Below are 14692 nucleotides of genomic sequence, written 5' to 3' on the forward strand. Positions count from 1 at the left end.
AAGCGCATCTCGTTAGCCGCAACGGCCCGCGCGAGGCGTTCATCGCATCACGGCTTGCGCTTCGCCCGCGGATGCGCAGCGTCGTAGACCTTGGCCAGGTGCTGGAAGTCGAGGTGGGTGTAGATCTGGGTGGTGGCGATGTCGGCATGCCCCAGCAGTTCCTGCACGCCACGCAGGTCGCCGGAGGATTCCAGCATGTGGCTGGCGAAGCTGTGCCGCAGCAGGTGCGGGTGCACGCGCTTGTACACCCCGCGCTGCATGGCGATCTGCTTCATCCGTAGCTGCACCGCGCGTGAGCTGATTTGCCTGCCGCCGCGGCCCGGGAACACGAAACCGGCCGGCTCGCCGCCGGATTCGACCCGCCATTCCTGCAACGCATTGCGTGCGTGCGAGCCCACCGGCACCACGCGCTGCTTGCCGCCCTTGCCGAACACGCTGACCAGGCCCTGGGCGAAGTCGAGGTCGCTCCATCTCAGCGCGCACACCTCGGACAGGCGCAGGCCGGAGGAATAGAACAACTCCAGCAACGCGCGATCGCGCAAGCCCAGCGGCGCATCGGTGGCGACTTCCACCAGCTGCACGGCTTCGTCGACGTCGAGCACCTGCGGCAGCTTGCGCGGCGCCTTGGGCGCGCGGATCGCCTCGGCGGGGCTGGCGGCGATGCGGCCCAGCTTCAGCAGCCAGCGATAGAAACTGCGGCAGGCCGAGAGCCGGCGTTGCAGGCTCTTCGGCGACAGGCCGCGACGATGCTCCGAAGCCACGAACTGGCGCAGCTCCTCGCCGCTCAGCGCAAGCACGTCGCGCGATTGCGCCTTCGCCCATGCGTTCAACGAGGACAGATCCCGGCGATACGCATCCAGCGTGTGCGCGGAGGTGCGGCGCTCGACCGCGAGGTGCGACAGGAACGCCTCGACCGGGCCGGTCGCGTTCATGTCATCCGCGGAAACGCTGCAGCCCCGCCGCCAGCGCCTCGCCCATCATGCGCAGGAACAGCGTGCCCATGCCGGGGAAGAAGCGGTTGGGATCGCGGCTGCCGACCGCGACCAGGCCGATGCCCGGCAACACCAGCAGCGCCGAACTCTGCACGTCTTCCGCGCGCAGGCCGTACAGCAATGCGTTCTTGTCCGGATGCAGGCGGCCGCACACCGGCTCGCCGCCGGCCGCCATCAGGTCGCGGAAACCGGACAGTCGCGGATCGTCCTCGCCGATCACCTGCAGCCACTCGGCATCGTCGACGCCGTCGACCGCATGGAAGGACACGATCCGCACCAGGTCGCCCTGGAAGTCTTCCGCCAGCGTCGCCGCCATCGCACGCAGGGTGTCGGCGGCGCTGTCCTGCTTCATCAGCGCCAGGGTCAGCTGGTGGGTGCGCACCGCGAGGCGCTCGTTCTCCTGCGCGTTGCCGAACAGTTCCTGCAGCCGCCGCGACAGCTCGCGGTTCTTGTCGCGCAGCACGTCCAGCTGGTAGCTGGCCAGCGACGCGGCCGGGCCGTTCTCGCGCGGCACCACCAGGGTCAGGGCGAGGTCGGGGAATTGCTGCAGGAAGGATGGATGCCGGCGCAGCCAGGCCGCCACTTCGTGCGCACCGAGCTTCTCGGCATTGTCGAAACCGTTCGTCACTACGAGCCCCTAGGAAAGAATGCTGCCTTCGAAAACGAAGGCGGTCGGACCGCCCATGCGGATGCGGCCATCGGTTCGATCGATGCGGATGCGCAGGGTGCCGCCGGGCAATTCCACCGCGATCTCGCGCTCTGCGTCGATCCGCCCGCGTCGCGCCAGCGACGCCACCGCCGCGCAGGCGCCGCTGCCGCAGGCCAGGGTCTCGCCGACGCCGCGCTCGAACACGCGCAGGCGGATGCGATCGCGCGACACGACCTCGGCGAAACCGACGTTGACCGACTCCGGGAAGGCGAGGCTCGCCTGCATGGCCGGCCCGAGTTCGGCCACTGGCGCGGTCGCCACGTCCGCCGCCTCGATCACCGCATGCGGGTTGCCCATCGAGACCGCACCGAAGCGGACCGCGATGCCGTCGATGTCCAGCGTGTATTCGTCCTGCGCCACGTGCCAGCCGCGCAGCGGCACGGCCTCCGGCAGGAAACCCGGCGCGCCCATGTCGATGACGAAGCCGCCCTGCGCGTCGCGCGCGACCTCGTGCCGGCCGGCCGGGCTGTCGATGGCGAAGCCGCCGTTCGCCGGCGCCGCGCCATCGCGCAGCAGCCAGGCGGCGATGCAGCGCGCGCCGTTGCCGCATTGCCGCGCGGCCGAGCCATCCGAATTCCAGATGCGGTAGGACGCCACCGCGCCCTCGCTGCGCGGCGCTTCGACGGTCAGCAACTGGTCGCAGCCGACGCCCAGGTGGCGGTCGGCGATGCGCGCGCACTGCGCGGCATCCGGCGGCGCGCGGCCATCGCGCAGGTCGAGCACGACGAAGTCGTTGCCCGCGCCGTGCATCTTCGAGAAACGCATGCGGCTTCAGCCTGCCGGCGTGCCGGACTCGGTCTTCGCGGGTTCGGCGGCGGGCTGTGCGGCGGGCGCGGGCGCGGCGGCCGGCTTGGCGTCCGGCATCACCAGCGGACCCTTGTTGCCGCAGGCGGCCAGCAGGCAGAGCAGGAACGAGGCGAGTGCGATGCGCTTGATCATGGCCGGCAGTGTACCCGCGGCTCCGCTCACTGTCGCGGCTCCGGGCGACGCCACAGCCACAGCGCCACGCAGGCCATGATCGCGGTGCCGGTGGCGGCCATCCACCACTTCGGCGCGGTCAGGAACATCACCAGCGCGCACAGCGCCATCATGCCGATGGCCAGCCGCTTGGCGCGGCGCGAGACCGCGCCTTCGCGCTCCCAATCGCGGATCACCGGCCCGAACTGGCGATGCGCCAGCAGCCAGTCGCGCAGGCGCTGCGAACCGCGCGCGGCGGCGAACGCGGCGAGCAGCACGAACGGCACCGTCGGCAGGCCCGGCACCACGATGCCGACGATGCCGATGCCGAGGCTGGCGTAGGCCAGCAGCCACCAGAACCAGCGCATGCACGCGCCGCCGTCGGCGAGGGCTTACTTGCGCTCGCCCACGCCGAGCTGGTCGAGCATGAAGGAATACATCTCCGCCTGCTCGCGATAGCGGCGGAAACGGCCGGACTTGCCGCCGTGGCCGGCTTCCATGTTGATCCGGAACACCACCGGTTCCTTCGAGGTGTTGAGGTCGCGCAGGCGCGCCACGTACTTCGCCGGCTCCCAGTACTGCACCTGCGAATCCCACAGGCCGGTGCCGACGAAGGTGGCCGGATAGGCCTGCTGCTTCAGGTTGTCGTACGGCGAGTAGGTGAGCATGTAGTCGTAGAATTTCTTCTGCTCGGGGTTGCCCCACTCGTCGTATTCGTTGGTGGTCAACGGGATGCTGGGATCCAGCATGGTGGTCACCACGTCGACGAACGGCACCTGCGAGAGGATCACCCGGTACTTGTCCGGCGCCATGTTCCCGATCGCGCCCATCAGCAGGCCGCCGGCGCTGCCGCCGAGCGCGGCGACGCGATCCTTCGCCGCATAGCCTTGCTTCACCAGGTCGTCGGTGACGTCGATGAAGTCGGTGAAGGTGTTCTTCTTGTGCAGCAGCTTGCCGTCCTCGTACCAGGCGCGGCCCATTTCCTGGCCGCCGCGGATGTGCGCCAGCGCATACACCATGCCGCGGTCGAGCAGGCTGACCGTGGTCACCGAGAAGCCCGGATCCATCGACGCGCCATAGCTGCCGTAGCCGTACTGCAGCATCGCCGCCTTGCCGTTCTTCTCGAAGCCCTTCCTGTAGACGATCGAGACCGGGACCTTGACGCCGTCGCGCGCGGTCGCCCACACCCGCTCGGTGACGTAGTTGGCCGGGTCGTAGCCCGGCACCGGCTGGCGCTTCAGCTCACGGCGTTCGCCGGTCTTGATGTTCAGCTCATAGGTCGTCGCCGGCATCGCCAGCGAGGTGTAGCTGTAGCGCAGCCAGTCGGTATCGGTTTCGGCATTGACGTCGAGGCCCATCGAATAGGCGGTCTCGTCAGCCTTCACGTATTCGGAGCCGCCGTCGCCGCGCAGCACGCGCACGCGCTCCAGCCCGCCGGAACGCTCGGCCACCGCGGCGAAGCCGTCGAACAGCTCGATGCCCTCGATGAACACCTGCGGGTCGTGCGCGATCCAGTCCCGCCAGTCCTTGCGCGAGGCGCTGCCGTCGGCGGCGGTGACGATCTTGAAGTTGGTCGCGCCGCCATCGTTGGTGCGGATCACCCAGCGGCCGCCGAAGTGGTCGGCATCGTATTCGACGTCGCGCGCGCGCGGCGCCAGCACCTTGAACTCGCCCGGGTCCGCCGCCGAGGCGTAGCGGGTCTCGTTGGAGACGGTGCTGTCCATCCCGATCACGATGAACTTGTCGTCGCGGGTGCGGCCGACGCCCATGTAGAAGGTGTCGTCCTTCTCCTCGTAGACCAGCACGTCGTCCTTCGGATCGGTGCCGAGTATGTGCTTCTTCACCCTGGTGCTGAGCAGGGTCTCGGGATCGTTCTCGATGTAGAAGAAGGTCTTGTTGTCGTCCGCCCACACGCCGTAGCCGGCGGTGCCGGGGATCGCATCGGCCAGGGTTTCGCCGGTTTCGAGGTTCTTGACGCGCAGAGTGTACTGGCGGCGGCCATTGGTGTCGTCGCCGTAGACCATCAGCCGGTTGTCCTGGCTGACGTTGCGCCCGCTGACCGCGTAGTAGTCCTTGCCCGCGGCCAGCGCGTTGACGTCCAGCAGCACCTCTTCGCCGGCGAAGTCGGCGGCCTCGTTGGCGCGCTGGATCGACACCGCGCCGATGCCCGCGGCATCGCGGCGACGGGCGTAGATCGGGTAATCCTTGCCGGCCTCGAAGCGTCCGTAATACCACCAGCCGCGTTCGCGGAACGGCACCGAGGCGTCGTCCTGCTTGATGCGCGCCACGATCTCGTCGTACAGCGTGTCCTGCACCGGCTTCAGTGGCGCCAGCAGCGCGTCCGCGTAGGCGTTCTCCGCCTTCAGGTAGGCCAGCATGGCCGGGTTCTTGCGGTTGTCGTCGCGCAGCCAGTAGTACTCGTCCTGGCGCTCGGCGCCGAACGGGGCCTTCACCACGTGCGGCTGCTTCGCCACGTCGGGCGGGGCGGGGAGGTCGGCGGCGAAGGCGTTCAGGCTCATCAGGGCAAGGGCGAAGGCGATGGAGGTCGGTTTCATGGATGGGGCTCCGGTGCGCGGATTGCAACGAAGGCCGGCCCGGCAGCAGCGGGCCGGAGCCGCTTATTTCGTGAGTTGCTGCCAGAGGAAGGTGTAGGACAGCGCGTTCATGTGCGCGGACTGCGCATTGTTGGCCGCGCCGCCGTGGCCGCCCTCGATGTTCTCGTAGTAGCGCACGTTTTTGCCGGCGGCTTCCATCTTCGCCATCATCTTGCGCGCATGGCCGGGGTGCACGCGGTCGTCCTTGGTCGAGGTGGTGAACAGCGTCGCCGGGTAATCCTTGTTCGCATCGAACAGGTGGTAGGGCGAGAAGGTCTGGATGAACGACCAGTCGCTGGTGTCCGGATCGCCGTATTCGGCCATCCACGAGGCGCCGGCCAGCAGGTGGCTGTAGCGCTTCATGTCGAGCAGCGGCACCTGCACCACGATCGCGCCGAACTTCTCCGGGTATTGCGTGAGCATGTTGCCCATCAGCAGGCCGCCGTTGCTGCCGCCCATGGTGCCGAGGTGCCTGGGCGAGGTGATCTTGCGCGCGACCAGGTCGTCGGCGATCGCGGCGAAGTCCTCGTAGGCCTTGTGACGATTGGCCTTCAGCGCGGCCTGGTGCCAGCGCGGCCCGTATTCGCCGCCGCCGCGGATATTGGCCAGCGCGTACACGCCGCCCTTCTCCAGCCAGGCCTTGCCGATGCTGCCGGAGTACGACGGCGTCATCGACACCTCGAAGCCGCCGTAGCCGTACAGCAGGGTCGGCGCCTTGCCGTCGAACTTCAGCGCCTTCGGGCGCACCAGGAAGTACGGGACCTTGGTGCCGTCCTTGCTGGTGGCGAAGTGCTGCTCGATCACGTCCTTCGACCCGTCGAAGAACACCGGGTTGGACTTCAGCACTTCCGGCTTGCTGCCCAGTTCCGCGATGGACAGCGTGGTCGGGGTGAGGAAGTCGGTGGCGGTCAGCCACACCGCATTGCTGTCGTCGGCATCCACCGCGCCGACGCCGATGGTGCCGATAGTCGGCGCGCCGACGAAGTCGTTCTTCGCCCATTCCACCTTGCCAGGAGTCAGCACGTACAGGCGGTTCTTGACGTCCTCCATCACGTTCAGGACCAGGTGGTCCTTGGTCCAGGTGTAACCCGCCAGCGAGGACTTGTCGGTCGGCTCGAACAGCGCGGTGAAGTCGCGCTTGCCGGCCATGAAGTCGTTGAAGTTGGTCGCGATCAGCGCGCCGGGCTTGTACGTCTTGCCATCGGCTTCATACGGCTCGCGCAGTTCCAGCAGCAGCCAGTCCTTGTGCACGCCCTTCTGCGCGGAATTCGGCGCATCGACCTTCGCCAGGCTTCCATCCTTGTTCCGCAGGTACAGCTCGTCGTTGTAGAAGGCGAGCGTGCGGTTGACGAAATCGCGCTCGTACCCCGGCGCGTGGTCGTGGCCGGCGCTGATGTACATGTCGCCCGGCTTGCCCTCGTACACCGTCTGCGCGGCGGACATCGGCGTGCCGCGCTTCCATTCCTTGACGATGTTCGGATAGCCGGAACTGGTGGTGCTGCCCGGGCCGAAGTCGGTGAACACGTAGACCGTGTCGCGATCGATCCAGCCCAGCCCGCCCTTGGCTTCCGCGCGGAAGAACCCGTCCTGCACGAACTGCTTGGTCCTGAGGTCGAACTCGCGGGTGACGTCGGCATCCGAACCGCCGGGCGACAGCGCGATCAGGCAGCGCTCGTACTCCGGCTTCAGGCAGTCGGCGCCGTGCCAGACCCATTTCGCGCCCTCCGCCTTGTTCAGCGCGTCGAGGTCGAGCACGGTTTCCCACTGCGGCTGCGGCTTGCGGTATTCCGCCAGCGTGGTGCGCCGCCACAGGCCGCGCTCGTGTTGCTTGTCCTTCCAGAAGTTGTAGTAGTGGTCGCCGATCTTCTCGACGCCGGGGATCTTGGCGTCCGAATCGAGGATGGCGAGGATCGCCGCCTCGAGCCGCTTGAACTCCGGCGTGCCGGCGATCTCCGCCTCGGCCTTGGCGTTGCGCGCCTTCACCCAATCCAGCGACTTCTCGCCCTGCACGTCTTCCAGCCAGGCATAGGGATCGTCGCTTGGCGGGGTCTGCGCGGCAGCGCCGCCGGCGATGGCGAGGCCGGCGATCAGGCAGGCGTTGGACAGCTGGGACATGGCGCGCTCCGGGCGGAATCGTGGATCCGGAACGCTAGCACAGGGCCCTCGGCCGCCAATGTGCCATCCGCTCAGGCGCGGCGCGCCGCCCGCAGCGGCGACATGGCGCGGTGCATCCGCCGCCTGTGCGCCTGCGCGCGACGGCGGCGCGGCAAGCGCAGCGCGACATCCGGCAGCGGGAAGCCGCGCAGGCTCCACCAGGCCGCCAACGGCATGCCGACCAGCCACAGCGGCAGCCAGCCCAGCCATTGCGAACTGCCGCGTGCGGCCGGGAACAGCAGGACGGCCAGGGTGCCGAGGATCACGGCGTGGCGGAGGATGGCATCAAGCTGTTCGCGGGTCATGGCGGCGCTCCGTTCGGGTTGCCTGCAGCTTGCGCAGGCACCTTCTCACGGGCTGCGACGCTCAGTACCCCGCCGCGTCCAGCGCCTTTTCGGTCGCTTGCCGGCCGATCGCGATCAATTCCTCGCCGCGCCAGAATTCGTAGAACTGGCAGGCATCGCGGGGGATGCGGATCAGCAGCTCCGGCGGATCCAGCGCCAGCTGCACGCGCGCGATCTGCGCCTGCATGGTGTCCAGCGAGCGCGACATGGTTTCGGTCAGGCCGATGTGGTGGTCGGGCTTGCCGTCGCCATCGGCATCGCCGCCGAAATGGCGGCCGATCCAGCGACCGATCACGCCGGGCGCGCTTGCGCCTTCCGCATCCGCATCGTCGTTCGCCACGTCGCCCGGCGGCGACTGCGGCCAGCCATGCATGTCCACCGCGACCAGCCGGTGCGCGCCGGACAGCCGGGTCGCGGTGATCGGCAACGGCGCCAGCAGGCCGCCGTCGACCAATTCGCGCCCGCCCAGCGTGAATGGCGTGAAGATGCCGGGGATCGCGAACGACGCACGCACCGCATCCCACAGGTCGCCGCGGCGCAGCCAGACTTCGCGCTGGCGGACCAGGTCCACCGCGACCGCGGTGAAATCGATCGGCAATTCCTCGATCCGCGGGGTGCCCACCACTTCGCGCAGCTTCTCCAGCAAGCGGTCGCCGGTGAACAGCGCGGGCCGGCCGAAGCCGGGGTCGAGCAGGCGCAGCATGGCGCCGCGGCTGGTGCCGAGCAGCCAGTCGCGCAACGCTTCCAGCTTGCCCGCCGCGCAGGCGCCGCCGACCAGCGCGCCGCTGGAGGCGCCGGAGATCGCGACGATGCGCAACCCGCGCGCCTGCAGCGCCTCGATCACGCCGATCTGCGCCAGCCCGCGCGCGCCGCCGGCACCCAGCGCAAGCGCGATCGGCTCGTCGCGCGATGCCGCGCTGACCGGCACGCCGCCCATCACGACCCGTAGTTGGAAATGGCCAGCTGCAGCATCGCCCGCATCTGCTCGCGCAGGGTCCTGGGCTCGACGATCTCGGCGTCGCCGCCGTAGTGCAGCACGTCCATCAGCAATTCGCGCGGCACCGAATACGGCACCTTTAGTTCGTAGCGGCCATCGGCCAGGAACCGGCCCTGCTGCTGCGAATGCCAGTGCTCGTCGGCGACCCAGCGCGCGGCCTTGGCGCTGAACACGATGGTGGCCCAGCCCTTCGGCGCGCCGGAGAAGATGCCGTAGCTGCCGGCAAGGTGCGCGTTGAGTTCGTCGTCGGCCACGTCGCGGGCCGCGCCATCGGCGAAACGCGCGGCGGAGATGCGGTCGATCGAGAAGCTGCGCAGGCCCTGCTTCTCCTCGTCCCAGGCATCCACGTACCAGTTGTCGCGATAGTGGGTCAGCCGCTGCGGCGACACCGTGCGCCGGGTCTTCTCGTCGGTCGAGCGCGCGCGATAGTCGAACGCCAGCTTGCGCCGCTCCAGCACGCTGGAGGCGACGATCCGGAACGCGTGCTCGTCCATGTGCCGGCCGCGATGCGGGATCACCCGCACCCGTTCCACCGGCCAGGTCTTGCCGCCGGAATGCGCGTCCAGCAGCTTTTCCACCCGCGACTGCAGCGGCGCCAGCGCGGACGACAGCATGCCGCCGCTGCTCTTCGACAACAGCTGCTGCGCGGCCAGCAGCGCGTGCAGCTCCTCGGAATTGAGCCACAGGCCCGGTAGCTCGAAGCGCTCGGCCTCGGCCTTGTCGTAGCTGAAGCCGGCCTCGCCGTCGCCGATGAGCGGCGCCATCAGGCCATCGCGCAGGAAGGCCAGGTCGCGGTACACGGTGGCGCGCGAGCAGCCGAGTTCGTCCTGCAGGCGGGCCACGGTCACCGGGCGGCGCGCGGCCTGCAGCACGCGGTGCAGGGCGATGATGCGTTCGTAGCGATCCATGCGCGGATTATGCCGTCGAAACCCGGCATTCGCCGCTCGGGTCGCGGCTCGGGAACCTTTTCGCCCGCGCTTGCTCCAATCGCCCCGGGAACCTCGCCGCGGAGCGAAGCTTGGGGACACGGACGTTGCATCGCGACGGCGCCATCGCGCTCGCGGGTTTGCTGGTTATCCATGTGTTGCTCGCCTGGGCGCTGCTGCGGGCGATGCGGCTGATCCCGTCGGACGGCGATGAAGAGGCATTGCAGGTCGTCTTCCTGCCTCCACGCGCGCTTGCGGTCGCGCCGGAACCATCACCACGCCCGCGCAAGGAAGCTTGGCAGCGCGCGATTCCCGCACCCGACAAGGAATCGCCGCCTGCGGACGCCGCCACCGTTGACGCCGCCCAAGCGCCTGTACCGCTACAGGCAAGGCTGCTCGAGCAATCGGCCGCGGCGGCGGCGCGGGTGGCACCGATCGAGATACCGGCCCATGACGCCCTGGCCGATCGCCAGGCGCGCCTGCCCGGCCGTGCCGGTGGCCGCTTCCGCATGCACGAGCGGCTATCCCCGGCGCAGGCGGTGGCGATGGTCGGCAAGCTGTTCGGCGGCATGGATCCGGACGAGATCCGCGCGCAGATCTGCACGCGCAACCGGCACAACCTCGTCACTGCGGCCGGTCGCGGCGACAGCCCGGAACTGCAGGCCGAACTGGAGATCCAGCGCAGGTATTGCGAACCCTGATCGCCGCAACCCGCTCGCGAACGGCGCGGCCAGCCTGCACAATGCGCGGATGCACGATCCCGCGTTGAACCTCTCGCCGTCGCCCGGCGACGAGGTCAAGACCACCACCTGCTACATGTGCGCCTGCCGTTGCGGCATCAAGGTGTGGCTGCAGGACGGCAAGATCCGCTACATCCAGGGCAACCGCGAGCATCCGGTCAACCAGGGCGTGCTGTGCGCCAAGGGCGCCAGCGGGATCATGCAGCACTATTCGCCCGCGCGGCTGCGCAAGCCGCTGCTGCGGGTGGGCGAACGCGGCGCCGGCGAATTCCGCGAGATCGAATGGGACGAGGCGCTCGACCTTGCCGCGTCCTGGCTGAAGCCGATCCGCGCACGCAATCCCGATGAATTCGCGTTCTTCACCGGCCGCGACCAATCGCAGGCGCTGACCGGCTGGTGGGCGCAGCAGTTCGGCACGGTGAACTACGCGGCGCACGGCGGCTTCTGCTCGGTGAACATGGCCGCGGGCGGCCTGTATTCGATCGGCGGCAGCTTCTGGGAATTCGGCGAACCCGATTGGGAGCACACCCAGTACCTGATGCTGTGGGGCGTGGCCGAAGACCACGACAGCAACCCGATCAAGCTCGGCCTCGGCAAGCTGAAGGCACGCGGCGCCAAGATCGTCGCGGTCAACCCGGTGCGCAGCGGTTATGGCGCGATCGCCGACGAATGGATCGGCATCCGCCCCGGTACCGATGGCCTGTTCGCGTTCGCGCTGGCGCACGAACTGCTGCGCATGGACCGCATCGACCTCGATTACCTGGTCCGCTACGCGAACGCGCACTGGCTGGTGATCGACCAGCCCGGCGGCGCCGACGATGGGCTGTTCGCGCGCGATGCCGCCGGCAACGCGCTGTGCTGGAACACGCACACGCACGCCGCCACGGATGCGAATGCCATCGACATGTCGCCCGCCGTGGTCGGCGAGTACGTGTTGGCCGATGGCCGCAAGGCGCGCCCGGTGTTCCAGCTGATCGCGGACCGCTACCTCGATCCGCAGTATTCGCCCGACGCCGTCAGCGAACGCTGCGGCATCCCCGCCGACAGCATCCGCCGCATCGCCCGCGAACTGGCGGAGGCCGCGTTCGACAGCAAGCTCGAACTGCCGATCGCCTGGACCGACAGTTGGGGCCGCGAGCACGCCACGATGGAAGGCCGTCCGGTGTCGATGCATGCGATGCGCGGGATCAGCGCGCACAGCAACGGCTTCCACACCTGCCGCGCGCTGCACCTGCTGCAGCTGCTGCTGGGCGCGCTCGATGCACCGGGCTCGTTCCGCTACCAGCCGCCGTTCCCGAAACCGATCCCGCCGGCCAATCGCCCCGGCAAGGCGCGCAAACCCGATGGCGTGCTGGATGCCGCACCACTGGGCTTCGTGCATGGGCCGGAAGACCTGGTCGTCGACGAACACGGCCAGCCGCGCCGCATCGACCATGCGTATTCGTGGGCGTATCCGCTGTCCGCGCACGGGATGATGCACACCGTGATCCGCAACGCCTGGGCCGGCGATCCTTACAAGATCGACACCCTGCTGATGTTCATGGCGAACATGAGCTGGAACTCGGCGATGAACACCGGCGAGACCATGCGCTGGCTCACCGACAAGGACGAGGCCGGCGAATACAAGATCCCGCGCATCATCTATTCCGATGCCTATGCGTCGGAGATGGTGGCCTATGCCGACTTGGTGCTGCCGGACACGACGTACCTCGAGCGCTTCGACGCGATCAGCCTGCTGGATCGCCCGATCAGCGATGCCGATGCCGCCAGCGACGCGATCCGCCATCCGATCTTCGACCCGGCGACCCAGCTCGACGAAGACGGCCGGCCGCGCGACGTGCGCGGCTTCCAGTCGGCGCTGATCGAGCTCGGCGCGCGCATCGGCCTGCCCGGGCTGGTGAACGAGGACGGTTCGCCGAAGTACCGCGACTACGCCGACTACATCGTGCGCCACGAACGCGCGCCCGGCGTCGGCCTGCTGGCCGGCTGGCGCGGCGAGGACGGCGCGCAGCAGGGCAAGGGCGCGCCGAACCCCGACCAGCTGCAGCGCTACATCGAACACGGCGGGTTCTGGCACGCGCCGATCCCGCAATCCGCGCGCTATTACAAGATGGCCAACCGCGATTACCTGCAATGGGCGCAGCGCTTCGGCTTCGTGCCGAACGACCAACCCATCGTGCTGCAGCTGTATTCGGAGACGCTGCAGAAGTTCCGGCTGGCCGCGCAAGGCCACGGCGCGCTGCAGCCGCCGGCGGAACATCGCCAGCGCGTCGCCACCTATTTCGATCCGCTGCCGATCTGGTACGAGCCGTTCGAGCACGACCAGACCTCGCGCACCACCTTCCCGCTCAACGCGGTGACCCAGCGGCCGATGTTCATGTACCACGCCTGGGGCAGCCAGAACGCGTGGCTGCGGCAGATCACCGCGCGCAACTACCTCTACCTGCATCCGCAGACCGGCGCCGCGCATGGCATCGCCGACGAGGACTGGATCGAGGTGACCTCGCACCACGGCAGGATCACCGTGCAGGCCAAGTTCGCCGGCAACGTGCAGCCGGACACGGTGTGGACCTGGAACGCGATCGGCAAGCGCAAGGGCGCGTGGCGGTTGGCGAAGGATGCACCGGAAGGCGAACAGGGCTTCCTGCTCAACCACCTGATTTCCGACGTGACGCCGAAGGGCGATTACGCCAATGCCGATCCGGTCACCGGGCAGGCTGCGTGGTTCGACCTGCGCGTCTCGATCCGCAAGGCGGATGCGCAGGCGGACCAAAGCGCGCCGCAGTTCGCGCCATTGCAGTTCAAACCGGCCGACGAACGCCCGCTGCGCTACGGCGCCGGCTTCCGTCGCCGCAACAAGGAGGCTACGCGATGAACGCCACGCCGCTGGACTGGTATTTCGACTTCATCTCGCCGTTCGCCTACCTGCAATGGAAGCGCCTGCGCCGCGACTTCCCCGAAGTCACGCTCAATCCGAAGCCGTTGCTGTTCGCCGCGATCCTCAACCACGTCGGCCAGCTCGGCCCCGCGGAAATCCCGCAGAAGCGCCGGCATACCTACCGCATCGTGCTGTGGCAGGCGCGGCAGGCCGGCATCCCGCTGCATTTCCCGCCGGCGCATCCGTTCAACCCGCTGCCCGCGCTGCGCCTGTGCCTGGCCGCGCCGGACCGGATCCAGGCCATCGACGCGATCTTCGCCCACATCTGGGAACACGGGCGGCAGGCCGACAGCATCGAGGCGCTGGCCGATGTCGCGGCAGCGCTCGGCATCGACGATCCCGCCGCCGCCATCGCCCGCGACGAGGTGAAGCGCGAATTGCTGGCCAATGGCGAGGAAGCGATGCGCCTTGGCCTGTTCGGTGTACCGACCTTGAAGGTGCGCGACGAATTGTTCTGGGGCAACGACGCCACCGAGCTCGCGCTCGCCTATCGCGACGACGAAGGCGCGCTCGATGCCGAGATGCGCCGCGTCGACGCGATCCCCGAAGCCGTGCAACGCAAGAAGCCCAGCGGCGAACCAGCACGATGACCTCGTTGCCACCGCCATCGAAGAAAAAACTCGGGCTGGTCATCGACCTCGATACCTGCGTCGGTTGCCATGCCTGCGCGACCAGCTGCAAGGAGTGGAACGCGGGCGGCATCGCCGGGCCGCTGACCGACGAACGTCCCTACGGCAAGGATCCGCAGGGTGTGTGGTTCAACCGCGTGCACAGCTACGAGCTGGCGCCGGATGCGGCGACCAGGCAACCCGCGCAGACCCTGCATTTCCCGCGCAGCTGCCTGCATTGCGAAACGCCCGCCTGCGTCACCGTGTGCCCGACCGGCGCCAGCTACAAGCGCGCCGAGGACGGCATCGTGCTGGTCGACGAGGACAAGTGCATCGGTTGCAAGCTGTGTTCCTGGGCCTGCCCGTACGGCGCGCGCGAATACAGCGAAGTCGAAGGGGTGATGAAGAAATGCACGCTGTGCGTGGACCGCATCTACAACGAAAACCTCGACCAAGCCGATCGCCAACCGGCCTGCGTGCAGGCCTGCCCGACCAAGGCGCGGCATTTCGGCGACCTCGCCGATCCGCAATCGAAGGTCTCGCTGCTGGTGGCCGATCGCGGCGGCGTGGCGCTGATGCCGGAGCTCGGCTACCAGCCGACCAACCGCTACCTGCCGCCGCGGCCGCGACGCACCGGCGCTGCGCAGGCGGGCGACGGCATCGCCCAGGCCGATGCCGGCAACCTCGCCGCACGCTGGCTCAACCGCATCCTCAAACGCTGAAGGACATCGCC

At 68.6% G+C, this 14692-nt stretch carries 14 protein-coding genes; 4 read left to right on the plus strand and 10 right to left on the minus strand.

From position 1 onward, the window contains the following. Window positions 1-47: 47 nt before the first annotated feature. The 10 genes from xerC to FHQ07_RS07580 all read right to left on the minus strand — a co-directional run bounded on the left by xerC (window position 48) and on the right by FHQ07_RS07580 (window position 9655). Window positions 48-932, minus strand: a complete 885-nt coding sequence (xerC, locus tag FHQ07_RS07540) for a tyrosine recombinase XerC (RefSeq protein ID WP_139716227.1) — start codon at window positions 930-932, stop codon at window positions 48-50. 1 nt (window position 933) lies between these two features. Further along, the gene (locus tag FHQ07_RS07545) at window positions 934-1620 is read right to left on the minus strand and encodes a DUF484 family protein (RefSeq protein ID WP_139716228.1); all 687 of its coding nucleotides are present in this window, start codon (window positions 1618-1620) and stop codon (window positions 934-936) included. 9 nt (window positions 1621-1629) lie between these two features. Then, window positions 1630-2466, minus strand: a complete 837-nt coding sequence (gene dapF / locus FHQ07_RS07550) for a diaminopimelate epimerase (RefSeq protein WP_139716229.1) — start codon at window positions 2464-2466, stop codon at window positions 1630-1632. Window positions 2467-2472: 6 nt separating this feature from the next. Further along, window positions 2473-2640, minus strand: coding sequence for an LPS translocon maturation chaperone LptM (gene lptM / locus FHQ07_RS14370; RefSeq protein WP_168191500.1), 168 nt, complete (start codon window positions 2638-2640; stop codon window positions 2473-2475). 26 nt (window positions 2641-2666) lie between these two features. Continuing rightward, on the minus strand, window positions 2667-3026 hold the full coding sequence (locus FHQ07_RS07555; protein ID WP_139716230.1) for a YbaN family protein: 360 nt from the start codon (window positions 3024-3026) through the stop codon (window positions 2667-2669). Window positions 3027-3050: 24 nt separating this feature from the next. Next, the gene (locus FHQ07_RS07560) at window positions 3051-5213 is read right to left on the minus strand and encodes a S9 family peptidase (protein WP_139716231.1); all 2163 of its coding nucleotides are present in this window, start codon (window positions 5211-5213) and stop codon (window positions 3051-3053) included. Between the two features lie 63 nt (window positions 5214-5276). Next, on the minus strand, window positions 5277-7367 hold the full coding sequence (locus FHQ07_RS07565) for a prolyl oligopeptidase family serine peptidase (protein WP_139716232.1): 2091 nt from the start codon (window positions 7365-7367) through the stop codon (window positions 5277-5279). A gap of 71 nt (window positions 7368-7438) precedes the next feature. Further along, window positions 7439-7711, minus strand: coding sequence for a hypothetical protein (locus tag FHQ07_RS07570; RefSeq protein ID WP_139716233.1), 273 nt, complete (start codon window positions 7709-7711; stop codon window positions 7439-7441). Window positions 7712-7772: 61 nt separating this feature from the next. Then, window positions 7773-8678: a patatin-like phospholipase family protein gene (locus FHQ07_RS07575; protein WP_168191501.1), complete on the minus strand. Its 906-nt coding sequence runs from the start codon at window positions 8676-8678 to the stop codon at window positions 7773-7775. Between the two features lie 8 nt (window positions 8679-8686). After that, on the minus strand, window positions 8687-9655 hold the full coding sequence (locus FHQ07_RS07580) for a helix-turn-helix transcriptional regulator (RefSeq protein ID WP_139716235.1): 969 nt from the start codon (window positions 9653-9655) through the stop codon (window positions 8687-8689). A gap of 110 nt (window positions 9656-9765) precedes the next feature. Here FHQ07_RS07580 and FHQ07_RS07585 point away from each other — a divergent pair, with 110 nt between their 5' ends. From FHQ07_RS07585 to FHQ07_RS07600, 4 genes are read left to right on the plus strand one after another with little or no spacing between them, the layout of a single operon-like run. After that, on the plus strand, window positions 9766-10374 hold the full coding sequence (locus FHQ07_RS07585; RefSeq protein ID WP_139716236.1) for a hypothetical protein: 609 nt from the start codon (window positions 9766-9768) through the stop codon (window positions 10372-10374). A gap of 49 nt (window positions 10375-10423) precedes the next feature. Next, window positions 10424-13288, plus strand: a complete 2865-nt coding sequence (locus FHQ07_RS07590; protein WP_139716237.1) for a molybdopterin oxidoreductase family protein — start codon at window positions 10424-10426, stop codon at window positions 13286-13288. After that, window positions 13285-13941 carry a 2-hydroxychromene-2-carboxylate isomerase gene (locus FHQ07_RS07595; RefSeq protein ID WP_139716238.1) on the plus strand — a complete coding sequence of 219 codons (657 nt, stop codon included), beginning with the start codon at window positions 13285-13287 and terminating at the stop codon, window positions 13939-13941. The genes FHQ07_RS07590 and FHQ07_RS07595 overlap by 4 nt, the downstream gene beginning before the upstream one ends. Then, window positions 13938-14681 carry a 4Fe-4S dicluster domain-containing protein gene (locus FHQ07_RS07600; RefSeq protein WP_139716239.1) on the plus strand — a complete coding sequence of 248 codons (744 nt, stop codon included), beginning with the start codon at window positions 13938-13940 and terminating at the stop codon, window positions 14679-14681. Before FHQ07_RS07595 ends, FHQ07_RS07600 begins: the two co-directional genes overlap by 4 nt. Window positions 14682-14692 lie beyond the last annotated feature (11 nt).

It is taken from the genome of Thermomonas aquatica, from assembly GCF_006337105.1.
Classification (GTDB): Bacteria; Pseudomonadota; Gammaproteobacteria; order Xanthomonadales; family Xanthomonadaceae; genus Thermomonas; species Thermomonas aquatica.